Source organism: Hymenobacter coalescens (assembly GCF_054783195.1).
The window spans coordinates 1-23,272 of the sequence record NZ_BAAGRA010000029.1 but is presented as its reverse complement, the minus strand read 5'-3'; the positions used below and the strand labels follow the sequence as shown (position 1 = coordinate 23,272).

Annotated in this window: 16 protein-coding genes; 5 read left to right on the top strand and 11 right to left on the bottom strand. The window is 66.0% G+C overall.

Features of this window, described 5'->3' with window-relative positions; translation table 11 throughout:
* Positions 1-44 precede the first annotated feature (44 nt).
* Entirely contained in the window at positions 45-1,856 is a 1,812-nt protein-coding gene (locus ACYVKQ_RS22550) for a glycoside hydrolase family 10 protein (protein WP_460677634.1), read from the top strand.
* 202 nt (positions 1,857-2,058) lie between these two features.
* Here ACYVKQ_RS22550 and ACYVKQ_RS22545 read toward each other — a convergent pair whose 3' ends face one another.
* The 3 genes from ACYVKQ_RS22545 to ACYVKQ_RS22535 form a co-directional block, all read right to left on the bottom strand.
* Complete coding sequence (locus tag ACYVKQ_RS22545) at positions 2,059-3,336, bottom strand: hypothetical protein (RefSeq protein ID WP_460677633.1); 1,278 nt, start codon at positions 3,334-3,336, stop codon at positions 2,059-2,061.
* A 38-nt stretch (positions 3,337-3,374) separates the two neighbouring features.
* A complete protein-coding gene (locus ACYVKQ_RS22540; protein ID WP_460677632.1) occupies positions 3,375-4,925 on the bottom strand; it encodes a SusD/RagB family nutrient-binding outer membrane lipoprotein in 1,551 nt (516 codons plus the stop codon).
* 100 nt (positions 4,926-5,025) lie between these two features.
* A complete protein-coding gene (locus ACYVKQ_RS22535; protein ID WP_460677631.1) occupies positions 5,026-8,154 on the bottom strand; it encodes a SusC/RagA family TonB-linked outer membrane protein in 3,129 nt (1,042 codons plus the stop codon).
* Between the two features lie 344 nt (positions 8,155-8,498).
* Between ACYVKQ_RS22535 and nagB the strand changes: the two genes are divergently transcribed.
* From nagB to ACYVKQ_RS22520, 3 genes are read left to right on the top strand one after another with little or no spacing between them, the layout of a single operon-like run.
* On the top strand, positions 8,499-10,418 hold the full coding sequence (gene nagB / locus ACYVKQ_RS22530) for a glucosamine-6-phosphate deaminase (RefSeq protein ID WP_460677630.1): 1,920 nt from the start codon (positions 8,499-8,501) through the stop codon (positions 10,416-10,418).
* Between the two features lie 4 nt (positions 10,419-10,422).
* A complete protein-coding gene (locus ACYVKQ_RS22525; protein WP_460677629.1) occupies positions 10,423-10,833 on the top strand; it encodes a hypothetical protein in 411 nt (136 codons plus the stop codon).
* Positions 10,833-12,020: an acyltransferase family protein gene (locus ACYVKQ_RS22520; RefSeq protein ID WP_460677628.1), complete on the top strand. Its 1,188-nt coding sequence runs from the start codon at positions 10,833-10,835 to the stop codon at positions 12,018-12,020. The genes ACYVKQ_RS22525 and ACYVKQ_RS22520 overlap by 1 nt, the downstream gene beginning before the upstream one ends.
* Before the next feature lie 25 nt (positions 12,021-12,045).
* Here ACYVKQ_RS22520 and ACYVKQ_RS22515 read toward each other — a convergent pair whose 3' ends face one another.
* The 5 genes from ACYVKQ_RS22515 to ACYVKQ_RS22495 all read right to left on the bottom strand — a co-directional run bounded on the left by ACYVKQ_RS22515 (position 12,046) and on the right by ACYVKQ_RS22495 (position 17,180).
* Positions 12,046-12,729, bottom strand: a complete 684-nt coding sequence (locus ACYVKQ_RS22515) for a LytR/AlgR family response regulator transcription factor (RefSeq protein WP_460677669.1) — start codon at positions 12,727-12,729, stop codon at positions 12,046-12,048.
* 53 nt (positions 12,730-12,782) lie between these two features.
* Positions 12,783-13,820, bottom strand: a complete 1,038-nt coding sequence (locus ACYVKQ_RS22510) for a sensor histidine kinase (protein WP_460677627.1) — start codon at positions 13,818-13,820, stop codon at positions 12,783-12,785.
* 88 nt (positions 13,821-13,908) lie between these two features.
* A complete protein-coding gene (locus ACYVKQ_RS22505) occupies positions 13,909-14,124 on the bottom strand; it encodes a hypothetical protein (RefSeq protein WP_460677626.1) in 216 nt (71 codons plus the stop codon).
* Between the two features lie 554 nt (positions 14,125-14,678).
* Positions 14,679-16,307, bottom strand: coding sequence for a 3-(methylthio)propionyl-CoA ligase (locus tag ACYVKQ_RS22500; protein WP_460677625.1), 1,629 nt, complete (start codon positions 16,305-16,307; stop codon positions 14,679-14,681).
* A gap of 189 nt (positions 16,308-16,496) precedes the next feature.
* Positions 16,497-17,180 (bottom strand): hypothetical protein, encoded by a 684-nt coding sequence (locus tag ACYVKQ_RS22495; protein ID WP_460677624.1) that lies wholly within the window; start codon positions 17,178-17,180, stop codon positions 16,497-16,499.
* A gap of 258 nt (positions 17,181-17,438) precedes the next feature.
* Here ACYVKQ_RS22495 and ACYVKQ_RS22490 point away from each other — a divergent pair, with 258 nt between their 5' ends.
* Complete coding sequence (locus ACYVKQ_RS22490; RefSeq protein ID WP_460677623.1) at positions 17,439-17,933, top strand: DUF2059 domain-containing protein; 495 nt, start codon at positions 17,439-17,441, stop codon at positions 17,931-17,933.
* Positions 17,934-18,196: 263 nt separating this feature from the next.
* Here ACYVKQ_RS22490 and ACYVKQ_RS22485 read toward each other — a convergent pair whose 3' ends face one another.
* The 3 genes from ACYVKQ_RS22485 to ACYVKQ_RS22475 form a co-directional block, all read right to left on the bottom strand.
* Entirely contained in the window at positions 18,197-18,850 is a 654-nt protein-coding gene (locus ACYVKQ_RS22485; protein WP_460677622.1) for a hypothetical protein, read from the bottom strand.
* Positions 18,851-18,889: 39 nt separating this feature from the next.
* Positions 18,890-19,537, bottom strand: a complete 648-nt coding sequence (locus ACYVKQ_RS22480; RefSeq protein WP_460677621.1) for a hypothetical protein — start codon at positions 19,535-19,537, stop codon at positions 18,890-18,892.
* A 185-nt stretch (positions 19,538-19,722) separates the two neighbouring features.
* A complete protein-coding gene (locus ACYVKQ_RS22475) occupies positions 19,723-22,899 on the bottom strand; it encodes a glycoside hydrolase family 3 N-terminal domain-containing protein (protein WP_460677620.1) in 3,177 nt (1,058 codons plus the stop codon).
* Positions 22,900-23,272: the final 373 nt, after the last annotated feature.

Here is a 23,272-nt window from a genome sequence, read left to right as displayed (position 1 = left end):
GTCAGCTCGGACCGGGGGCCGGAGTCGCCGCCGGAGTCTTGTTGATGCGTTGTCGTTTGCTGTTGAGTGCCCTCGGGGCGCTGCTGATTTCCGTGGGGGCCTGGGCCCAGCCTGCGGCCGCCACCCTGCCCGCCAAACCCTTCAAGGGCGCGGTCATTACCACGCCCATTCCCTCGCCGCCGCCCAAGCGGGAACTGCGCGGCGTCTGGATTGCCACCGTCGAGAACATCGACTGGCCCAGCCGGCGCAACCTCACGCCCGAGCAGCAACGCCGCGAGTACACGCGCATGCTCGACGCGCAGCAGCGCACCGGCATCAACGCGGTGTTTGTGCAGGTGCGGCCGGCTTCGGATGCCTTTTACCAGAGCAGCCTGGAGCCCTGGAGCAAGTGGCTCACTGGCCAGCAGGGCAAGGCGCCGGGCTGGGACCCGCTGCCCTTCCTCGTCGACGAGGCCCACAAGCGGGGCATGGAGTTTCACGCCTGGTTTAACCCGTACCGGGCCAGCACCGACTCGGTGACGGCCCGGCTGGCGCCCCAGCACCCGTACCACCGCCACCCCGAGTGGTTTCTGCGCTACTCCGGCAAGCTGCTCTACAACCCCGGCCTGCCCGAGGTACGCGCCTACATCACCCAGGTCATCATGGACGTGGTGCGCCGCTACGACATCGACGGGGTGCACTTCGACGACTACTTCTACCCGTACCCCGAGGCCAAGCAAACCATCCACGACGAGCAGGCCTACGCCCGCTACAACGACCAGCAGTTGAGCCTGCCCGATTGGCGCCGCCGCAACGTGAACCAGCTGGTGCAACAGGTGCACGACTCCATCGACGCCGAGAAGCACTGGGTGAAGTTCGGCATTTCGCCCTTCGGCGTGTGGATGAACAGCAACGAGCACCCCGAGGGCTCCGATACGCGCGCCTTCCAGGGCCACGCGGGCCTCTACGCCGATGCGCGCGAGTGGCTGCGCCAGGGCTGGGTGGATTACGTGCTGCCCCAGCTCTACTGGAGCACCAACTTCCGCGCCGCCTCCTACGCCACCCTGCTGGAGTGGTGGAGCCGCAACCGCTTCGACCGCCACCTCTACATCGGGCAGGGCGCCTACCGGATGATGGAAAGCACCAAGTCGGACACGACCTGGCGCAACCCGCGCGAGCTGCCGCGGCAGGTACGCCTGAACCGCTCGTACCCGCAGGACATCAGCGGCAGCGTGTTTTTCTCCTCGAAGTCCTTGCTGACGAACGGGCTGAAAACCACCGATTCGCTGCGCGAAAACCTGTTTCGCTACCCGGCCCTGCTCCCGACCATGCCCTGGAAGGACGCCGTGCCGCCCCGCGCCCCGCAGATGCTGACCCTCACGCGCGGCGGCGGGCCCGTCACGCTGGTGTGGCAGGCCGGCCCGGCCGCCGCCGACGGCGACTCGGCCGCGGCCTACGTCATTTACCGCTTTGCCCGCGGCGAGCAGCCCACGCCCGACGACCCGCGCCACATCCTGGCCATTCAGCCGAGCCGCAAGCGCAGCACCGAGGCCTTCGTGGACACTACCGCCCGCTTCGGCACCGAGTACGCCTACTACCTCACCGCCCTCGACCGCCTGCACAACGAAAGCGGCCCGCTGCGCGTGACGACCATCGGCTCGGTGGCTGGCCCCGTGGTGGCCCGCGCCGAGGCGCCGGCCACGCCCATCACGGCCACACCCGACCCGGCTGGCCAGCCCATCGTGACCCTGCCCGCGCAAACGGAAGTGAAGGAGAAACCCGGCGTCACCAAGGTCAAAACCACCGTCGGCAACAACGTCATCAAGACCAAAGCCAAGAAGAAGCGCGGCTTCTTCGGGCGGCTGTTCGGCCGCTAGCCCGCGCCGCAGCGCGCAACCGGCGCTGCGGTGCGGCTTCTGTGGCTGCTTGCCCCAAATGCTAACCGTGGCGTCAGGCGCAGACCAGAGCAGCGGCCGATGACGGCTTCCGCAAGCCAGCCGCCAGTATACGGCGCAAACCCATCAACATAAAAAAGGCCGCCCGGAGCTTCCAGGCGGCCTTTTTTAGGTAAAGCGCAGCTTACAGCGCGCGGTAGTCGAACGTGACACGGGCCGTAGAGCCGGCCGTGCTCGTGCGGACGCCGCGCACCCGCAGCAGCATGGGCTCGGCACCACGCACCCGCACCGCGAAAACGTCGTTCGCGGCCACGATGCCCGGGTTGCCGGTCAGCGAAGAGGCATTCTGGTACATCAGCGTGCCCACGGCGTTGGCCGTGGCGTTGTCGAAGTAGCCCGTGGCGGCCAGCGCGGCCGGAATGCGGTAGTACACCGTAGTGTTTTCGGCCTTGATGCCAACGGCGGCCGCGCCCGTGGTGGTCGACGCGATGCTGGCGAAGACGTCCTTGGTGGTAGCGGCGGCGCTGTTCAGCACGTTGGCGCCCAGGCGCAGGTCGTAGGACGAAGAGTCCTGCGGAGCGCCCGAGCCAGCCGTGACGCGGCCGGTGCGCGTGCGGGCCAGGGCCGAAGGAGCGGCCACGGTGATGGGCGCGGCGGTGGCCGTCACGAAATACGGCCCGGCGTAGGCCGTGAACAGGAACGTCACGGCCTGCCCGCGCGAGCCAGCCGGAATCGTCGCGTCCACGGTGCGGGCGTTGGCGGCCCCGGTGCTCGGGTTGCGCACCACCCCGATGCGAACCGGCGCGCCGGTACCGATGCGGTAGAAGGTGGTGAGGCTGTCCACGTTTTTGAAGAGCGTGGAGGTCGTGGGGGTGGTGGGCACGGTGGCAATGCCGCCCTCGTTAATCACCAGGTTGTAGCCCACAATGTCGCCTTCGGTCTGCGCCGTGGCCGCCAGGTTGTTGCGGAACGTGGTGATGGTCGTGGGCGAAGTCAGGGTGCCGAAGCGCAGCGTGGGCGCGGCGGCCACGTTGTACGTGAAGCGGCGCAGGCGCGTGGCGCCGTTCTCGTAAGTGGTGGTCACGTCCACGCGCACCGGCGTTTTGTTGGCCAGGTTGCTGGGCACTACGTAGTTGACCACCTGCTCCGTCAGGCCGGAGGTGGCCCCAATGGCGCCGCCGGGGGCCACTGTGCTGACCACGGCCGAGTCGGCGCGGTTGATGACGTGAAACACGGTGATGCTGCGCACCCCGTCGGCGGCGTTGTAGCCCACCACGATGGGTACGGTTTCGCCGGGGGCGTACTTGGTTTGCAAGCCGCTGGGCTGGGCGCCGATGGTGGCAAAGCCGCCCTCGTCCTTTACCTCGTAGGGCGGCTCCAGCTCATCTTCGCAGGCCGCGAGCGTGAGGCCGGCGGCAGCCAGCAGCAGGGCGCCGGCGCGCAGGTTGGGAAATATTTTCATGGGAAGTACAATCAGGGAGAAAAGAAGAATACCGCAGCTTACTGCTGGTCCCACCACACCGGGATGGTCACGTAGTCCGGCCGGTTGCCACCGGCCGCGTCCACGGCCTGCGGGTTGTAGAGGGTTTCGGTTTGCGGCGGCGCCAGGCGGCGCGGGAACTTGCGCGAAGCCGGGTCGGTGGGCGTCGGGTTCAGGATGGGGTTGGCGCCCACGGGGTAGGCGAAGTTCACGTAGATGTCCGAGCGGAAATCGTAGCGGCGCAGGTCCGACCACGACTCCGGGTTCAGGAACATGGCAATGTACTTCTGCTCCATGATGCGCTTCTCCGTCAGATCGGCGGCCGACTGGGCCACGGCCGCGCTGCTCAGGTACGCGTCGATCTGGCCCTGCGTGATGAGCGGGAAGGTGGCCGTGATGCCCTGCGAAGCGAAGGTGCCGCCGCCGCTGATCTTGCGGATGTGGGCCTCGATGCCCTGGCGGTAAGCCGTGAAGGCGCGGTTGCGGTTGCCGGCTTTCAGCGCGGCCTCCGCCTCGATGAACTTGAGCTCGTGGTAAGTAATGGCCTCGAAGTAGCCCAGGTCGCGGGCGTACCAGCTATAGTAGAAGTCGGCGGCTCCGCCGATCAGGGTGCCGCCCGATACGCCGGGGTTGGTGCCGGCGCTGGTGGGCGTGGCCATGACGGGCAGACGCGGGTCCACCACGCCGGGGTAGGTCGCGTTGGCGATGCTGCCGTTCAGGTAGCGCAGCAGGTTCAGCGAGAACGTGCCGGTGGCGAAGTTGGCGCGAGTGGTGCCGAAGATGTTGGTGCTGCCCGATACAGGCGGCACGGCCACTTCGTACTGCAGCTGCGCGTCGTCGGCCGAGCTCTGGAAGCCCGCGTCCACGGCCGCCAACACGGCCTGCGGGTTGTAATTGGCCTTTTTGGTCAGGTGGTTGAGCTGGCGGGCCTTCAGCGAGTTGGCCAGCCGGATCCACTTCTGCACGTCGCCCTTGTAGAGAATGTCGCCGCTGGGGCTGGGCACGGTCACGTACAGGGGGCGCAGGTTGGCCGAAGCCGGCTTCTGCAGCTCCGCAATGCCTTCGTCGAGCAGTTGGAAGATGGTCTGGTACACCTGCTCCTGCGGGTCGTATTTGGGCGTGTAGTTGGCCGCGCCCTGCCAGGCTTCCGAGTACGGAATGTCGCCGAGCATGTCGGTGGCGTGGGCCAGGCCCATGGCCAGCGTAATCTTGGAAGCGCCCACGTAGTGCGGCGAGCCTTCCTGCTGGGCCGCCGCAATGGCCGCGCGCAGGTTGCCGGCCGCGTAGAAGTACAGGTAGTTGAACGTGTTGGTGCTGTTGCCCGTCGTGAAGAAGTACTGATCGGTGCTGGCCGCGGGGGCGCGGCGTACCACGTACTGGGTGATGTAGGCCGTCGTCAGCGAAGTAAACATCTGCTGCTGGAAGGCCTGCGAAATGCCGCCGGGGAGCAGGAAGTTGGGCGTCGAGCTGACCGGGTTGTTCGGGTCGGTGTTCACGTCGAGGAATTTCTCGCACGACGTCAGCGCCCCGCCACCCACGAGCAAGCCCAGAAGGAGAAGGTATTTTTTCATCGGATTGAATTGCTAAATGGTTGCGTGGCTAAATGGCTGGCGGTTCCAAATAAGTTCAGAAGCAATCAGCCATTCGACCAGTTAGCCATCAGACCATTTATTAAAAATTCAGGCGCAGGGCCATGTCCACGCCGCGCGTAGCGGGGGTGCTGCCGTAGTCGAAGCCGCCCGAGCCGCCGCCGCGCACGCCGGCACCGGCCGACGAGGTTTCCGGATCGGCGCCCGAGTACTTGGTGAACAGCAGCAGGTTGCGGCCGGTCACGCTCAGCTCCACGCCCTTCACGAACGAGGAGCCCAGCAGCGTCTGCGGCAGGCGGTAGGAGAGGGTCGCGTAGCGCAGGCGCGTCCAGGAGCCGTCTTCCACGAAAGCCCAGCCCGTGCCGGCCAGCGTGTTCACGAAGTAGCCCTGCGACAGTTCCACCGGACGCGTGTTGGGCGCGTAGGTGCCGTCGGGGTTGCGCACCACCCCGTCGATGACGGCGGTGTTGTAGCGGTCCAGGGTTTTCTCGCTCAGGCCGTTACGCACGGTTACCCACTCGTTGCCGTTCACCACCTTGCCGCCCTTGCGGAAGTCCAGCAGGAAGGCCAGGGAGAGGCCTTTGTAGCTTACCGTGTTCGTTACCTGGGTGGTGAAGTCGGGGGCCCGGTCGCCGGCGTACACGAAGGTGCCCGCCACCACGGAGGGCAGGCCGGTCGTCGGGCTGACGATGACCTTGCCGAAGTCCGGCGAGTTCGTATCCGTGACGCGCTGGTAGTCGATGACGCCGATGGAACTGATCGGGCGGTTGGGGAAGGCGCTGCCGCGGGCCACGTCAATCACCCAGGAGTCCGATTGGTTTACCTCCGTCAGGAAGCTGGGCAGCTTCTTGGCGCGGTTCTCGTTGTGGTAGAAGTTGGCCAGCACCTCCCACGTGAAGCCGTTGTCCAGCACCACGGGCTTGCCCGACAGCGCGATTTCCACGCCGCGGTTGACCACCGTGCCGCCGTTGATGTACTGCAGGATGAAGCCCGAGGCCTGGCTCACGCGCGGGGCGATGAGCTGGTCGCGGGTTTCGGCGTAGTAGTAGCCCGCGTCGAGGCCCACGCGGCCCCGCAGAAACTGCAGGTCCAGGCCCACTTCGTAGGAGCGGGTGCGTTCGGGTTTCAGCTGCGCGTTCGAGCCGAAGAAGCCCAGGCGGAAGCCCTGGCCGATGTAGGTGCTCTGCGCCAGCGGCGACTCCACGCGGTAGGGCCCCGTGTCCTTGCCCACCTCGGCCACGGCCAAGCGCAGCTTGCCGTAGTTCAGAATGGGGTTGTTGTCGAGGCCCAGGGTGCGGGTAAACTCGTAGCCGGCCGTGGCCGAGCCGTAGAGGAAGCCCCGGCCGTAGTTCTTGTTCTTATCGGGCCGCGGCAGCGTCGACGACATGTCGTAGCGGGCGCTGGCCTCCAGCGTCACCTGCCGGAACAGGTCCAGGTTGATGCGGGCGAAGTTGCCCACCAGGCGCCGCAGCGAGTTGGTAGTCAGCGCACCGCGGTTCACCGTGTTGTTGATGGAGGGGAAATTAGGCGAGCGGAAAATCAGGCCGATGATGTCGGTGGCCTCGCGCCGGCCCTGCTCCACGGTGTTGCCCAGCAGCAGCGTGCCGCTGATGTTCTCGCTGAACGAGTGGCTGAACAGCGCCGTGAAGTTGGAGTTCATCAGGCGGCTGAGCGTGGTCGTTTCCGAAATGCCGCCGTCCTGGTTGCTGGGCTGCGAGGTGCCGATGGCGCGGACCGAGCGTACCTGCTCGGTGTACACGTCGGTGCCCAGGTTGTAGCTCAGCGTAAGCCACTTGAACGGGTCGTAGCTCAGCTGCGCGTTGCCGATGATGCGGTTGGTGCGGTCCGTCACCGGGTTGCGCTCCACCGTGAAATACGGGTTGTCGGCGTCCTGCGTGCCCACCAGCGTGTTGAGGCGGCGGCGCGTGCCGTCGGGGTTCAGGAAGTTGCGCGCGTCGTCGTTGCGCGGCCAGGTGAGCAGGCTCACGAAGTAGCCGCCCGAGCCGCCAAACAGGCCCGGTCCCTGCAGGCCGCGGCGGCCGCCGGAGTTCAGGTACTGGGCCGAGCCCTGGGCGCGCAGCTTCGGCGAAATCTGTAGCGTGCCCGCCAGGCGCACCGTGGCCTTGTCGAAGTCGGAGTTGGGCACCACGCCCACCTGATCCAGGTGCGAGGCCGAGAGCAGCAAAGAGCCTTTCTCGGTACCGCCCGAAATGGTCAGGTAGTTCTGCACCGAGCGGCCCGTCTGGTAGAAGTTGCCGAGGTTGTCGTACACCTGCTCGCCGGGCGCAAACTGCGGCCCCCACGACAGGCGCGTGGTCGGGTCGAAGATGCCGTTGGTGCCCTGCTTGTACACGTTCTGCAGCTTGGGCAGGCGGCTCACCTCGTCCACCGAGTACTGGGTGCGGAAATCCACGCTCACCGTGCCCGCCTTGCCCTTCTTGGTGGTGATGATGACGGCGCCGTTGGCGGCGCGCAGGCCGTAAAGGGCCGCAGCGGCCGGGCCCTTGAGCACCGTCATACTTTCGATGTCCTCCGGGTTGATGTCGGAGGCGCGGTTGGGCGAGGCCACCGAACGGCCCAGAATGCCGTTGAAGCCGGAACCCCCGCCGGGCGCCGTCGACTCCACGAACGAGGAGTTGTCCATGATGATGCCGTCAATCACGAACAGCGGCTGGTTGTCGCCGTCGAGCGAGTTGCCGCCCCGGATGACGATGGACGCGCCTTCGCCGGGCGCCCCGCCCGAGCTGGTCACCTGCACGCCCGCCACCTTACCCTGCAGCGCATTCACGATGTTGGGCTGGCGCGACTCGATGATGTCCTTGGCGGTAACCTGCTGGGCGCCGTAGTTGATCTGGCGGCGCTCCTGCTGGATGCCGTAGGCCGTCGTGATTTTGACTTCCTGCAGCTGGGTGGTGTTGGCGTCCAGCGCCACGTCCAGGGTAGCGTTATCGCCCACGGGGCGCTCCACGGGGTTGTAGCCGATGAAGCTGAAGACCAGCGTAGCGCCGGCCGGCACCTGCAGCGAAAACCGGCCGTCGGAGCCCGTTTGCGTGCCGGTGGTGCCGCCCTTCACGACCACGTTTACCCCCGGCAGGGGCGTGCGGTCCGAGGTGGCCGTCACCGTGCCGGTGATGGTGCGCGTCTGCTGGGCCAGGGCCGGCTGCGCCAGCGCAAGGCCGGGCAGGGCTAAGGACCATAGAAGTTTATTCATTGAATAGGTGGGAAAGGAGTGGGAGAAAAAGCAAAAACAGCGCGCGCGCCGCTATATAGGGGCGCGCGCGTGCAAATCCAGGCCGTAGGGCAGCAACCAGCAGGGGTGAAAACAAGGGGCTGACATGGAGGAGAAATCAGCGGTTAAAATGGACTGGTAGCTGCCGAAAGTATCCCAAAAAGCACATAAAGCAACGCTTTTGGGCTTAAAGGGGGATTAAAGTTAAGGTTGGGGCCGGATAAGTCAAGAAAAATAGCATAGGCCAAACTTTCCTGGGAACAAGTTGACTGCCGCTGGCAAAAGCCATTACCTTGGCGGCTCCCCTCCATCCCAGCCCGAAACCTATGCACCCTGTCGCCAGCGCCGAGCGCGTCCCCGTCCAGGTTTACCCCGATTCTGAGCTGGCCTCCGCGGCCGTCGCCCGGCAAATTGCCGATCTTATTCAGGAGCGCAACGCCCAGGGCCGCCCGGCCGTGCTCGGGCTGGCTACCGGCTCTACGCCCACGCGCGTGTACGAGGAGCTGGTACGCCTGCACCGCGAGGAAGGCCTCTCGTTCCGCAACGTCGTCACGTTCAACCTCGACGAGTATTTCCCGATGGCGCCCGACTCCTTGCAGAGCTACGTGCGCTTTATGCACGAGTACCTCTTCGACCACGTCGACATTCCGGCCGAAAACGTGCACATCCCCGACGGCACCGTGCCGGCCGAGCAAGTAGCCGACTACTGCCGCCGCTACGAGGCGCAGATCCGCGAGGCCGGCGGCATCGACCTGCAGCTGCTCGGCATCGGGCGCACCGGCCACATCGGCTTCAACGAGCCCGGCTCCGGCGCCCAGTCGCGCACCCGCCTCATCACCCTGGACCACATCACGCGCACCGACGCCGCCTCCGACTTTTACGGCGAGGAAAACGTGCCGCGCCGGGCCCTGACCATGGGCGTGGGCACCATTCTGGAAGCTCACCGCGTGGTGCTCATGGCCTGGGGCGAAGGCAAGGCCGCCGTGGTGAAGCGCATGGTGGAAGGCGAGCCCACCGACACCGTGCCGGCCACCTACCTGCAGCGCCACCCCGCCGTGCAGGTGGTGCTCGACGAGGCCGCCGGCGCCGAGCTTACCCAGCGCAAAACGCCCTGGCTGGCCGGCCTCAGCAGCAACTGGCAGCACGACGCGACCGTGCGCAAGGCTGTGACCTGGCTGGCGCGCACCCTGCAGAAGCCCATCCTGAAACTCACCGACGAGGACTACAACGAAAACGGCCTCTCCGACCTGCTCGCCGCCTCCGAAGGCCAGGCCTACGGCATCAACATCCGCGTCTTTAACCAGCTGCAGCACACCATCACCGGCTGGCCCGGCGGCAAGCCCCACGCCGACGACACCCACCGCCCCGAGCGCGCCGCGCCCTTTCCCAAGCGCGTGCTCATCTTCTCGCCCCACCCCGACGACGACGTCATCTCGATGGGCGGCACGCTGCTGCGCCTCGCCGACCAGGGCCACGAAGTGCACGTGGCCTACCAGACGTCCGGCAACATCGCCGTGTTCGACGACGAGGCCATCCGCTTCGCTGAGTTCGTGGCCGACTACGACCAGGCATTCCGCCTCGACGACCAGCCCGCTGAAAACCTGTACCAGCGCGTCACGGATTTCCTGAAAAACAAGGCGCCGGGGCAGGTCGATTCGGCCGAAGTGCAGCAGATCAAGGGCCTGATCCGGCGCGGCGAGGCCAAAAGCGGCCTGCGCTACGCCGGCCTCGACCCCGACACCCGCGCCCACTTTCTGGACCTGCCGTTCTACGAAACCGGGCGCGTGCGCAAAAAGCCGCTGGGCGAGGAGGACATTCAGCTGACCATCGACCTGCTGAACCGCATCCGCCCGCACCAGATCTACGCCGCCGGCGACCTGTCGGACCCGCACGGCACGCACCGCGTGTGCCTGGCCGCCATCATGCAGGCCGTGCAGCGGCTCAAGGCCCAGGGCACCGACTGGCTGCAGGACTGCTGGGTATGGCTGTACCGCGGCGCCTGGCAGGAGTGGGACATCGACCAGATTGAAATGGCCGTTCCGCTCTCCCCGCAGGAGCTCACGCGCAAGCGCCGCGCCATCTTCAAGCACCAGTCGCAGAAGGACCGGCCGCTGTTTCCCGGCGCCGATCAGCGAGAATTCTGGCAGCGCGCCGAGGAGCGCAACCGCACCACGGCCAAGATTTACGACCAGCTCGGTTTGCCCGAGTACGAGGGCATCGAAGCCTTCGTGCGCTGGCAGTATTAGCAGGGTGGAGACTTACGATGTGCTGGAGCGGTTGGGCTTCGACCTGAGCGCTGTACCAGCCGGCGACGCGGCAGCGCGCTACCGGTTCTGTTGGGCCTGGGTGCCCGAGCTGGCCGAGGCGGTGCTCAACGATCTTGCCGCCGTGACGGAGCAGCGCGGCTTCGTGCAGGAAACCAAGCTGCGGCTGAACCCGCGGGGGCTATTCAGCACCGGAGGCTTCTTTTTTGAATTGAGCTTTGCGCCGCAGGAGCCGTTTTCGGTGAGCGTACAATGTTATTTCGCCGCGGAGTGCAGCGTACAGCTACGCATACTTAATGAAGCCGAAGGAAAAAGCTTCCGACGAGCCGCTACACTACTTTCCGGCCCCGCCTACGACAACGGTTGGGTAGAGCTTAATACCCTGAAAAAACGCTGATGCAATCCACCACCCAGGCCGCCGAAGCCACCACCCACACCCAGCCGCTGGCCGAAGCCTCGCAGCCTGGGCGCCTCGTCTCGCTCGACGTGTTCCGGGGCATCACCGTCATGGCCATGATCCTGGTGAATAACCCCGGCGACTGGGGCCACATCTATGGGCCGCTGGAGCACGCGGCGTGGAACGGCTGCACGCCTACGGACCTGATTTTCCCCTTTTTCCTTTTCATCGTCGGCGTGTCGTTGGTGTACGCGCTCGACGGGGTGAAGCGGCACGGCGGGCCGCTGGGGCCGGTGCTGGCGCGCGTGGCGCGGCGGGCGGCGGTGCTCTTTGCGCTGGGGCTGCTGCTGTCGTTGTTTCCGAAGTTCGACTTCAGCACCGTGCGCGTGTTGGGCGTGCTGCAGCGCATCGGGCTGGTGTTTATGGCCTGCTCGGCGCTGTTTCTGACCACGGGGCGCCGCACCCAGCTCTGGACGCTGGCCGGCATCCTCGTCGGCTACAACGTGCTGCTGCAGCTGGTGCCCGCACCCGGCGAGGCCACGGCCCAGCTGCTGCCCGGCCGCGACCTGGGCGCCTGGCTCGACCGCACCCTGCTCACGGAGGCCCACCTGTGGAAATCGAGCAAGACCTGGGACCCGGAGGGGCTGCTGAGCACCCTGCCAGCCGTAGCCACCGGCCTGCTGGGCGTCGTCACCGCGCAGTGGCTGCGCCGCCGCGACGTGGCCCCGGCCGAGAAGGTGGTGTGGCTGTTCGTGGACGGCGCCCTGCTGATCGTGCTCGGCCTGATCTGGAACGGCTGGTTTCCCGTCAACAAAAGCCTCTGGACCAGCTCCTACGTGCTGTACACCGGTGGCATGGCCGTCAGCGCGCTGGCCTTGCTGTACTGGCTGTGCGATGTGCAGGGCTGGCGCGGTTGGATCAAGCCGTTCCTGGTGTACGGCGTCAACGCCATCACCGTGTTTTTTCTCTCGGGCCTGATTCCGCGCATCCTGAGCCTGATCCGTATGCCCGACCCGCGCGGCAAAGCCCCGGACCTGGGCCTGAAAGACTGGCTGTACCAGACCTGCTTCGTGCCCTTATTCACGGTGCCCGAAAACGCCTCCCTGGCCGGGGCCCTCACCTTGGTGCTGCTGTGGCTGGGCATCCTCTGGTGGATGTACCAGCGGCGCATCATCATCAAGGTCTGAGCCCGCGCGGCTGGGACGTGCAACTTCAGGGCGCCTGCAGCTGCGCCGCGTACGAAGCCCCCACCGGCACGTACGCGCCGCCCACGTACACCTGGTGCCGCTCGATGCGCTCGATTTTGTCGCGCGCCACGATGTAGGAGCGGTGCACCCGCAGAAACTGCTCGCGGGGCAGCAGATCGAGTACTTCCTGCACCGTCATGCGGGAAAGCAGCCGCTTGCCGGGCAGCACGAAGGTGAGGTAGTTGCCGGCCGCTTCGAGGTAGAGGATGTCCGCGAAGCGCACTTTCACCTGCTCGTACCCGGTTTTCAGAAACACGTAGTCCCGGGCGTCTTTGGCCGGCGGCGGCTGGGTGCGCAGCTGCAGCAGCTCCTGGGCCTTGTTGCAGGCTTTCACGAAGCGGGCCAGCGAAAACGGCTTGAGCAGGTAATCCACCGCGTCGAGCTCGAAGCCCTGCACGGCGTGCTCGGCGTAGGCGGTGGTGAAGATGACCAGCGGCTTCCTGGGCAGGCTGCCGACGAGCTCCAGCCCGCTGATGTCGGGCATGTTGATGTCGAGGAAGATCAGGTCCACCGCCTCCTGCTGCAGGTAAGCCAGGGCCTGAAAGGCGTCGGTAAACGTGGCCTGCAGCGCCACGAAGGGCACTTTGGCCGCCAGGGCGCGCACCACTTCCAGGGCTACGGGTTCGTCGTCGATGGCAATGGCCTTCATGCGGGCGGATAGGGTACGGTGGGGCAAGGCACGGAAGATAAGGCGGGCCCGAGCTACAGCTGTACGGTCAGGTGCACGAAGTACTCCTGCGGCGTCTGCCGGATGACCAGCTCGTGCCGGCCGGGGTACAGCAGCTGCAGGCGCTGCTGCGCGTTGGCCAGCCCGATGCCGGAGCTGTCGTTTTCCAGGCCGCGCGTAGGCCGCTCGTGCCGGCTGTTGTACACGTCGAAGTACAGCGTGTTGTGTGCGCAATGCAGGCTTACGCGGATCCACGACTTGTGCTGCAGGCTGATGCCGTGCTTGAAGGCGTTTTCCACGAACGGAATCAGCAGCATGGGCGCAATGGCGGCGCCCGCCGGGGCCTCCTCGATGCTGGTATCGAGGGTGATGCCGGGCGAGGTGGCGATGCGCAGGCTCTGCAGCGCAATGAAGTTGCGCAGGTACTCGATTTCGCGGGCCAGCAGGATGCGCGGCTGGTGGTTTTCGTGGAGCATGAAGCGCATCATGTCGCCCAGCATCTGAATGCCCTGGGCCGTGCGCTCCGCGTTTTCCTGCAGGGCCGTACCGTAGAGCGTGTTCAGGGCATTGAACAGGAAGTGCGGGTTGATCTGGGCGCGCAGCAAATCCAGGCTGGCCGTTGAGTGCCCGAGCTCTTGCTGCAGGCCTTCCAGCGCCTGCTCGCGGCGGCGGCGGCGGCGCAGCAGTACCCAGGTCAGCGGCCCGGTCACGAGCAGGTGAAAGCCGAAATAAAACAGCGTAAAGCCCACGGCCTGGTCGTTGTCGCGCATGAGCAGGCGCATCAGCTGCAGAACGGGCAGCACCGTTGCCAACAGCAGCAGCAGGTAGCGCCAGAGGTAGCTGCCGAAAGGGCGCCGGCGCACCAGGGCCGGCGGCACCAGGTAGTAAGCGGCCAGGCCGTGCAGCAGCATGCCGGACAGCGCCAGCACGCCCCAGTACACCACTATTTCGCCTTCGGCCTCGGCCAGCAGCAGCAGCAGCAGGCTCGGTATCCAGAGCCCGACGGCCAGCAGTACGTCGCGCAGAATAGAAGGCGGTCCGCCGCCGGCGCGGCGCAGGGGCAAACGTTTCACAAAGGCAGGAAAACCAAACATGGGGCAGCGCAGGGAGGTAAAGAAAAAGGATTTGGCGGCGTGAGGCCGGGGCGGGCAGCGGCCGGGACTAAGGCTTGCGGGTGGCTACAGTGACTTTCCAGCGGCTTTCACGGATGGTAAGCGCCCGCGCCGGGCCCTCGGCCGGGGAGAAAATCAACGGGTCATCGTCGTCGCCGGTGGGCACAAACAAGTGCTGGCCCTGGTAGCGGAGTCGCACGGGTTGCCCGCTGCCAAAGCGGGCTTTCAACGGCCCGTTTTCGCCGTACACCGGCAGCTTGTGCAAGTCCTGGGCTGCCTGGTAGGGGTAGATGCCGGCGTAGCGGGCAGGAACAGTGCACGCAGTACCAGGCCGAGGACCGCGCGGACCAGCAGCCTGGCTGCCGTCAGTCCGTCGGCGGGGGTAAGAATGCTCATGGTCGTTTTCGAAAAGCGTGGTCGAAAGCGCGGCGCGGGCGGTGGCCGGGCCGAATCATGAGCAAGGTTAGGGCGGCCGGGAAGCGGCGGAAAAGGAATGTGATGAAGGCCCGGATAAATGGGATGAATGCGCCGGACAACCCCCGCGGCCTGTGGGCGGGTGCGCAAGCCGGCCGGTTTGGCGGGCCGTTGGCTGCCCGACGTTGCTTCGGCGCCCGCAGCGGCAGTTCGTGGGCCTGCTGCCCGCCCTTCCGGCCCCTGGCACCGCTCACGCTTTTCCCGTCCGAAATCCGGCTACGGCCGAAAGTACTGCGGCGGGTTGTCGGCGGTACTCCACCGGCAACCCGCCGCCGCATTTATACCTCAAAGCGTGCCGACAGTCGATAAACGGACCGGCAGACTAGCCAGCGGCTTGGGTGCCGGTTACGAGAATTCGTAGCTGGCGAAATCCTTACGCAACTGGGTTTTGAGCAGCTTGCCCGTGGCCGTGTGCGGCAGTTGCTCCACGAATTCCACCCCGCTGGGTACCCACCACGGGGCCACTTTGCCCTCGTAAAACCGCAGCAGCTCCTCGGACGATACCTCTTGGCCCGGCTTGCGCACCACTACCAGCAGGGGCCGCTCGCTCCATTTCGGGTGCGGTACCCCGATGACGGCCGCCTCGGCCACGGCCGGATGGCCCACCGCCAGGTTTTCCAGCTCGATGCTCGAAATCCACTCGCCGCCCGATTTGATGACGTCCTTCGAGCGGTCGGTTATCTGCATGAAGCCGTCCCGGTCGATGGTGGCCACGTCGCCGGTGCGAAACCAGCCGTCGGCGGTGAGCTGGCCGGGGTGCTCGGCCTGGAAATAGTCGCCCACGATGAAAGGACCCCGCACCAGCAGGTCGCCGAAGGCCACGCCGTCGTGCGGCAGCTCGCGGCCCTGGTCGTCCACGATTTTCATGTCGACGCCGAAAATCACCCGGCCCTGCTTGTTTTTCAGCGCCTGCTGGTCTGCGGCCGGCAGCTGCAGGTGCTGCGGCTTCAGCGTGCTGACGGTGCCCAGCGGCGAGGTTTCCGTCATGCCCCAGGCGTGGCGGATTTCCACGTGCAGCTCCTCGTCGAAGGCGCGCAGCAACGCCGGGGGGCAGGCGGCCCCGCCCACAATCATGCGCCGCAGGGTGCTGAACTGCCGCTGGCCCTCGCGCATGTACTGCAGCAGCCCAAACCAGATGGTGGGTACGCCGGCCGAAAACGTGACCTGCTCCCGCTCAAACAGCTCGTAAAGGCTGGCCGCATCGAGGCCGGGACCGGGCAGCACCAACTTGCAGCCGTTCAGGGGCACCGCGTACGGAATGCCCCAGGCGTTGACGTGGAACATGGGCACCACGGGCAGCACCACGTCGCGCGAAGAGCAGTTGAAACAGTCGGGCAGGGAGGCCGCGTAGCTGTGCAGCAGCGTGGAGCGGTGGGAGTAGAGCACGCCCTTGGGCTGGTCGGTGGTGCCGGAGGTGTAGCACAGCGAGGAGGCCGTGTGCTCATCGAACACGGGCCACTCGTACTCGGGCGCCTCGGCCGCCAGCAGGTCGTCGTAGCAGAGCAGGTTACCGGGCAGGTGGTGGCTGGCGGGCAGGTGGGCGCGGTCGGTCATCAGCACCCAGTGCTGCACGGAAGGGCAGTGGGGCGCCAGTTTTTCCACCAGCGGCAGAAACGTCGCGTCGAAAAACAGCAACCGGTCTTGCGCGTCGTTGATGATGAAGATGAGCTGATCGGCGAACAGGCGTGGGTTGATGGTGTGGCACACCGCACCCATGCCCGACACGCCGTAGTACAGCTCGAAGTGGCGGTGGTTGTTCCAGGCCAGCGTACCCACCCGGTCGCCGGGCTGGGTGCCCAGCTTCGTGAGGGCGTTGGCCAGCTGCTTGGCGCGCTGGTGCGCGTCGTGGTAGGTGTAGCGGTGTAGTCCGCCCTCGGTATTGCGCGACACGATTTCGGTGTCGGCGTGCCACTTGGCGGCGTGCTCCAGCAGCGCTGCAATGCGCAGCGGCGTCTGCATCATCAATCCTAGCATGGGAATCAGCGGATAACAGGGTGAGACGGTGGGGAAGCTACGGATTTTACCCGCTCCGCCCACCCGCTCGGCGCGTGGCCGCTCAGCGAGTCCGCCGTGCGTTTACGCTACCCCGAAACGCAAAGCGGGCGGCCCCAGAGGGTACCGCCTGCTTCACCATTTTCACTCACCAATTGGGAACCGCAGGGGTCATTGTCGGTCCCACACGGTGCCGCCTGCTTCCACGAAGCGCACGACGCCGTTTTCCTTTGAGTAGTACACCCGCTGCACCTGCCAGGCCGGCAGGTGCGCGGCCGAGGTCTGCAGGCTGGTGTACTCCAGTATGTTCTGATAAGCGCGCGTGCCCAGCGTGATGGACGGCAGCAGGCGCACATCCACCGGCAAGGGTTGCTGTGCGTTGACCTGCGCCACGGGCAGCAGCAGGCGGGCGGGGCCCCAGGCCAGCTCGGCGCTCATGGGCACGGCCGCCGTCTTGGCCGCCACGCCGGCCGTCATCGTGAAGGTCGCCTGGTAGCGCTGCTGCTCGGGGCGCGCCACGTAGGCCGAGTCCACGCGCTCGAGGCGGGCGCCGAGGCCTTGCTGGAAGTAGCCCACGCGCTGGGTGCCCGGCGTCAGGCCGGGCAGCTGCTGGTCGGAGAGGCCTTTCACCTGGTAGCGCCGCTCGTAGCCGTTCGCGTTGCGGAAGCGCCACTCTTCCCCGAGGCGGTAGGGGGCCGCCCAGGCCTGCTCAGCGGCGTTGAGCTGGTACTGGGGCAGCTCGGGCTGCTCCGGCTCGGGGAAAAGCCCGGTGCCGCAGCCCGGCAGCAGCAGGCTGGCGACCAGCGCGGCCGGCAGCGTGGGGCGGCGAAACCAGGAGAGTACAAATGTTTTCATAGCGGAGGCAGGCAGAGGAGCGGAAGCAGCAGCGCCGCAGGCAGGGCCCGGCGACAGTGCAAAGATGGGGCGTGAAATGACGCTGGTAAATCGCATAAGCATGTGGTAGCCAGCCAGCCTCGGGGGCCGATGGGCAGGACGGCAGCGCCGTGTGGCCAGCGCCACGCCGCTGCCGCCTACGCCCCACAGATACCGGCCAGGCCCGAATGGTTGCTTACCCGGGCGGCCGAACCAGGCAAAATCCCGTACCTACCAGCTATGAAACACCTGCTGATTCTTGCCGCCGGCTTGCTGCTGGCCGCCCCGGCCGCCTCGGCCCAAACCACGGCCGCCGCTTCCGGTAGCCCGGCACCCATCTCGGCCGGCCAGCGTCAGGCCGCTGAGGAGCTGCTCAGCACCATGCAGATGCAGCGCAACACCGACAACGCCCTCGATCAGATGATGACGGCCCAGCTTATTCAGCGCCCCGAGCTGAAGGCCGTAGAACCCGAAATGCGCAGCTTCCTGACCAAATACATGAGCTGGGCCTCGCTCAAGGAAGACATGGTGGCCCTCTACGCTCGCGAGTTCACCGAAAAAGAGCTCAAGGAGCTGAAGAAGTTTTACGGCTCGCCCACCGGGCAGAAATTCATCGGCAAGCAAAGCACGCTGATGGCCGCCGGCATCGAGCTGGGCCAGCGCCGCATGCAGGAGCACATGCCCGAGCTGCAAAAAAGCATCGAGCAGAAGCTGAAGCCCGCGCAGCAGGAGTAGGGCCCGCTGGGCAACTCCGGCCAGCTGAAACAAGCTTCGTCAAACGCCACGCGCCCGGTCATTCGCGAATGACCGGGCGCGTGGCGTTTAGTACTAAGGCCAGCGGGCCGCGGAAGCTAGTGAGAGAACAGCAAGAATGCTGTTCCCTAGACTTCCAAAACGTCATGCTGAGCTGGTCGAAGCATCTCTACCGCTGACGTTTGTTCGGTAGAGATGCTTCGACCAGCTCAGCATGACGGCCTTTTTGCTTACTGTCCACTATTCTAGGGCAGCACCCGGTTCCACAGCTCCCCGTTGGCCGTCTGGTACTGCAGCACGCCGCCGGCTTTGTGGTACACGATGCGCCGGATGGCCTCGGGCCGGCCGTCGTTGCTCAGGGTGTAGGGCTGCATTTCCAGCGCATTCTGGTAGGTGCGGCCCCCCAGGCTGAACTGCGGCAGCAGGGTGACGGTGCCGCCCGGGGGCAGCGGCCGGCCCGCTTCCAAGGCTGCCGCCGGCAGGTTGAAATACGCGTTGTTGAGCTGCAGGCGCGCAGAAAACGGCTCGAACATGTTGTCCAGGCTTACCTCGGCGTGCAGCTCAAACGCCGCGCCGCCGGCCGGGCCACTCAGGCCGGTATGAATTTCCTGGCGGTAGAAGTCGATGCTGCCGGTCTTGCTGCTGAACTTGGTCTGGGGCTTGTTCTGGTCATCAAATTTGATAACCTGCATGCTGAGCGCCTGCGCGCCCGGCCCGCGAAACGTCCAGGTGGCGCTGTTGCGGTACGGGTCGGCCCAGGCGGCCTGCTCGTTGGTCATGCGCAGCTGGGGCTGCTGGTCGTCGTCGCGGAGCCAGCCGCAGCTGCCCAGCGTCAGGCTCAGCATGGCCAGTAAGAGGCCGGCATTCAGGCGCCGCAGGGATATAGAAGAAGTTGTCATCGGGAAAAGCGAAGGAATGAAGCGGTAGTGACGCCGGGCTTACTGCCGCACCCACACTTGGCCACCGACCTCCTCAAATTGGATAATGCCGACAGCCTTGGAGTAGTAAATGCGCCGCAGCTGCCAGGCCGGCTGGGGCCCCGTGTGCCAGGGCGAGCTGGGCGGCGTGTACTGCAGCTGCACCACGTTGGCGTAGGTGCGGCCGTTGGCGGCAAGGAACGGGGGCGGCGCGGGCGCGCCCTGCTCCAGGGTGCCCACCGGCACGCTGAAGCCGGCGGTCCAGTTGATGTCGAGGTGGGCCGCCTGCGCGCTCGTCTGGGCCTGCAGGTTTAGCAGCAGCTGGTAGCCCCGCATGTTCACGTCGTTGGCCGTGCCGGTGGCGCGGAAGGACGTGGAGTCCTCGCGCAACAGCGTGATTTTTACCATCTGCTGGTAGTAGGACACGTTCAGCGACTTGGGCACATGCGCCTGCATCTTGTCCTTTACTTCTGTCACCTTATAGCGCCGTTCGTAGCCGGTGGCCGCGTTGCGGAAGGTCCACACGTTGCCGGCCTGGTACACATCGGCCCAGGCCCGCTCGCCGGGCGTGAGGGAGTAGCGCGGCGCGTCGCCGTCGTCGCAGGAAGCCAGGCCCAGGGCCGTAACGGCCAGGAGCAGCCCGCGGGTGAAGAGGAAAGCTGATTTCATGGGAAAAGCAAGTCGGGAATAGTAGCCGGAGGCCGCGCTGCCGGGAAAGGTTGTATACCGTTGGGCTTACCGACGCAAAGTTGGCATTTCCGCTGCCTATGCCGCGTCACATGATCATGCGAGCGGACGCAAAAACGCCCGGCCTTGCGGGCCGGGCGTCTGCCTGTGCCGGAGCGGCGCCGGGCTTATTCTTCCACCGTCGACTCCACTTTCGGGCGCTCCGACTGCACCGCGTCGATGGCCAGCTGCAGCAACTTGGAGCGCACGCTCAGCTCGGTAATCTTGTTGTTGTTGCGCGTCGGGTGCACGCGGTTGGTGAGCAGCACCACCACCAGGTCGTACTGCGGATCGACCCAGAAATAGGTGCCGGTGTAGCCCGTGTGGCCAAAGCTGCGCGGCGAGGCGCCGGGGGCCGTGTTCACCTTCGGGTCGTTGGCCGGGCGGTCGAAGCCCAGGGCACGGCGGTTGTCGGGGCAGTACTGACACTTGGTGTACTCCTGCACGGTTTCGGGCTTGAGCAGCTGCTGCCCGCCGTACTGGCCTTCCCAGGCGTACATCTGCAGCAGCTTGGCCAGGTCGTTGGCGTTGCCGAAGAGTCCGGCGTGGCCCGAGAGGCCGCCGAGCAGCGCCGCGCCCTCGTCGTGCACGGTGCCGTGCAGGAGCTGCTTGCGGAACAGGGAGTCGTACTCCGTGGGCACGATGCGAGCCTTCGGGTGGTGCCACGTGGGGTGTAGGCCCAGGGTGGTGGCGCCCAGCGGGCGGTACAGCTCGTCGGCGAGGAACTGCTCAAACGGCTTGCCGGCCTGCTGCTGCACTAGCTGCGGGTAGAGGTAGAAGGAGAGGTCGGAGTACACGTAGCCGGGCTTCTCGTTCAGCGGCGACTCGGCAATGGCCTTGCGCAGGCGCTCCGGGAAGTCCTGGCGGGCCCACAGCGCGGGCGCAGCCTGCAGCGGGAAGCGGGCCGAGGAGTCGGGGCGGAAGAAGCGGCGGCTCATGGGCAGCGGGGCCTCGCCCGGCTTCAGCTTGATGGGCTCGTGCGGGTACTTGGCAAACAGGCGCGCGAAGAAGCCCCGCGGCTCGGTGTACTGCTGCCAGAACGGAATCCAGGCCTTCAGGCGGGCCTGATGCGTGAGCACGTCGCGCAGCTTCAGGTCCTGCTTGTTGGTGCCTTTCAGGAAGTCGAAGTAGGAGCCCAGCGTCTGGTCGGGGCTGAACTTGCCCTGGTCCTGCAGCTTCATCAGGGCCGGAGTGGCGGCGGCCACTTTCGTTACCGAGGCCAGGTCGTAGAGGTCGGTGTTGCGCACCAGCGGGGCATTGGGCTCATAGGTGTGCCGGCCAAAGCTCTTGCGCAGCACCACCGTGCCGCGGCGGGCAATGAGCACCTCACCGCCGGGGAAGGCCCGGGCCGCCAGCGCGGCGTTGAGCAGGGAGTCCACGCGGGCTTCGAGGCTGTTGTTCATGCCCACGGCCTCGGGCTGGGCGTAGCGCAGGCGCAGGCCGCCCTTGGTGGTCAGGCCGGCGCCGTAGTTGAAGGGCCCGCCCACCGTCACGGGCAGCTTGCCGGTAGCGCCCACGCCGCCGAAAATAATCTGGGCGGCCAACTCCTGCGCGTTTTTGCTTTCCTGGTAGGCCAGCACCACCGCGTCGGCGGCGGCCAGGTCGCGCAGCTTGGCCACGGCGTAGGCATTGCCGAACACCGACACCACCATCTTTTTCTTCAGGCCCGCCAGCTCGCGCAGCAGCACGTTCTCCTCCGGCGAGATGCCGAAGTTGGTGGCCGGCAGGCGGCCCAGGTTCTGCAGGCCCACCAGCAGCAGGTTGTAGCCCCGCAGCTGCTCGCGCAGCTTGGTCAGCTCGTCCATCGTGGGCGTGGCCGAGATGCTGAAGTGCCGGGCCGGGGCGTAGTCGGCCACCATGCGCTGGAAGTCAGTGGTGTCCTTGTAGCCCATCAGCACGGTGGCAATGCGCAGCGTATCCAGGCGCTGCAGCGGGAGCAGCTGCTTCTGGTTGCGCAGCACCGTCATGCTCAGCTCCTGCAGGCGTTGGGCAATGTGCTGGGCGTGCGGGTTGTTGAGGTCGGCGGTGAGGTTTTTCAGCTCGATGGGCTGGTAGCGGTTCAGCCCGGCCCACTGCTTCAGGGCCAGCACCCGGCGGCAGCGCACGTCGATGTCGGCCTGCTTCACGCGGCCCGAGTCGATGGCGGCGCGCACGGCCAGCAGGGCCTTGGGCACGTTCTTCGAGAATTCCAGGATGTCGTTGCCGGCCAGGATGGCGCGCACGTCGGCCTCGCCGGGCGGGTACTTGCTCGTGACGCCCTTCATGTTCATGGCGTCGGTGAAAATCATGCCCTGGTAGCCCATGTCGCGCTGCACCATGTCCGTCACGATGCGCTTGGAAAGGGTGGAGGGCACGCCGGTGGAGTCCAGCGCCGGAATGTTGAGGTGGGCAATCATTACCCCGCCCAGACCGCGCGTCATCAGCGAGCGGAAGGGGCCCAGCTCCAAGGAGTCGAGGCGGCGGCGGTCGGCGCGGATGATGGGCAGGGCCAGGTGCGAGTCGGCGTCGGTGTCGCCGTGGCCGGGGAAGTGCTTGGCCACGGCCAGCACCTGCGCGTCCTGCATGCCGCGCATGTACTCCAGGCTTTTCTGCGTGACGTTGCGCTTGTTCTCGCCCCACGAGCGGAAGCCGATGACGGGGTTGGCGGCGTTGTTGTTCACGTCGACCACCGGGGCGAAGTTGACGTGCATGCCGACGCGGCGCACTTGCCGCCCCACTTCCTGGCCCATTTCGTAGAGCAGGGCGTTGTCGCGAATGCCGCCCATGGTCATCTGGTAGGGGAAGCGGATGGTGCTGTCCAGGCGCATGCCCAGGCCCCACTCGGCATCCATGGCCACCAGCAGCGGCACCCGGCTCTGGGCCTGGTAGCGGTTCAGCAGCTTGGCCTGGCGCACGGGCCCGCCCTGGAAGAAAATCAGCCCGCCGATGCCGCTTTTCTGGATCAGCGTGGAAATGGAGTCCTCGTCGATGCGTTGGCGGTTGGAGTACGCGGCCACCATGAACAGCTGCGCTACGCGCTGGTCGGGCGTGAGCGTCTTCATCACCGAATCGACCCAGGGCGAGTGCAGATACTGCAGGAACTCGGGCTGCTGGGCCGCCGGGGCGGCTTTAGCAGCCGCCTTCCGGGCGGCAGCGGTTTTGGCAGCCGCCTGCGGCCGGGCGGGCGCGGCTTTGGGCGCGGCGCGGCGCCGGGCGGCGGCCTGGGTGGTTTTCTTCTTGGCGGTGGGCTTCTTGCGGTGCTGGGCCGGCAGCGTCAGCGGCCCGAGCAGCAGGAGCAGCAACAGGAACTTGGAGAGGTTGCGCACGGGAGTGGGAAAATGGTGCGCGGCGAAGTTACGGAATGATGAAGGTGGGAGCTCAGCAACCAATGGTTACTGATGAGAACTTGTCGCTCATACCTCCGCGTCTGGTAGCGAGGCTTTACAGTACTGCTAGTGCGGCAGGCTATGTACAACGTAGGCAATTTGGTAAGCAAATGCTGCAGGCTCAGGCTAGCAGGTTGAATGGGTTGGACTGAAGGATAGGCGATTAATCATCTGCAGGCAATCAATGAATATCCTTTGTGGATAAGTAGTATTCGCCTATGTAGTCGTCGTGAGTAATGAAGTACCCATGTATAGCGGATTCATGAACGGTGTACATGATAGCCACAATGGTTGAACCAAGCTTTGGCGTCCT

Coding starts and splice junctions, on each gene's coding strand:
- ACYVKQ_RS22550 (WP_460677634.1), top strand. CDS start 45: ATGCGTTGTCGTTTGCTGTTGAGTGCCCTCGGGGCGCTGCTGATTTCC.
- ACYVKQ_RS22495 (WP_460677624.1), bottom strand. CDS start 17,180: ATGAAAACATTTGTACTCTCCTGGTTTCGCCGCCCCACGCTGCCGGCC.
- ACYVKQ_RS22500 (WP_460677625.1), bottom strand. CDS start 16,307: ATGCTAGGATTGATGATGCAGACGCCGCTGCGCATTGCAGCGCTGCTG.
- ACYVKQ_RS22535 (WP_460677631.1), bottom strand. CDS start 8,154: ATGAATAAACTTCTATGGTCCTTAGCCCTGCCCGGCCTTGCGCTGGCG.
- ACYVKQ_RS22490 (WP_460677623.1), top strand. CDS start 17,439: ATGAAACACCTGCTGATTCTTGCCGCCGGCTTGCTGCTGGCCGCCCCG.
- ACYVKQ_RS22515 (WP_460677669.1), bottom strand. CDS start 12,729: ATGAAGGCCATTGCCATCGACGACGAACCCGTAGCCCTGGAAGTGGTG.
- nagB (WP_460677630.1), top strand. CDS start 8,499: ATGCACCCTGTCGCCAGCGCCGAGCGCGTCCCCGTCCAGGTTTACCCC.
- ACYVKQ_RS22485 (WP_460677622.1), bottom strand. CDS start 18,850: ATGACAACTTCTTCTATATCCCTGCGGCGCCTGAATGCCGGCCTCTTA.
- ACYVKQ_RS22540 (WP_460677632.1), bottom strand. CDS start 4,925: ATGAAAAAATACCTTCTCCTTCTGGGCTTGCTCGTGGGTGGCGGGGCG.
- ACYVKQ_RS22520 (WP_460677628.1), top strand. CDS start 10,833: ATGCAATCCACCACCCAGGCCGCCGAAGCCACCACCCACACCCAGCCG.
- ACYVKQ_RS22545 (WP_460677633.1), bottom strand. CDS start 3,336: ATGAAAATATTTCCCAACCTGCGCGCCGGCGCCCTGCTGCTGGCTGCC.
- ACYVKQ_RS22480 (WP_460677621.1), bottom strand. CDS start 19,537: ATGAAATCAGCTTTCCTCTTCACCCGCGGGCTGCTCCTGGCCGTTACG.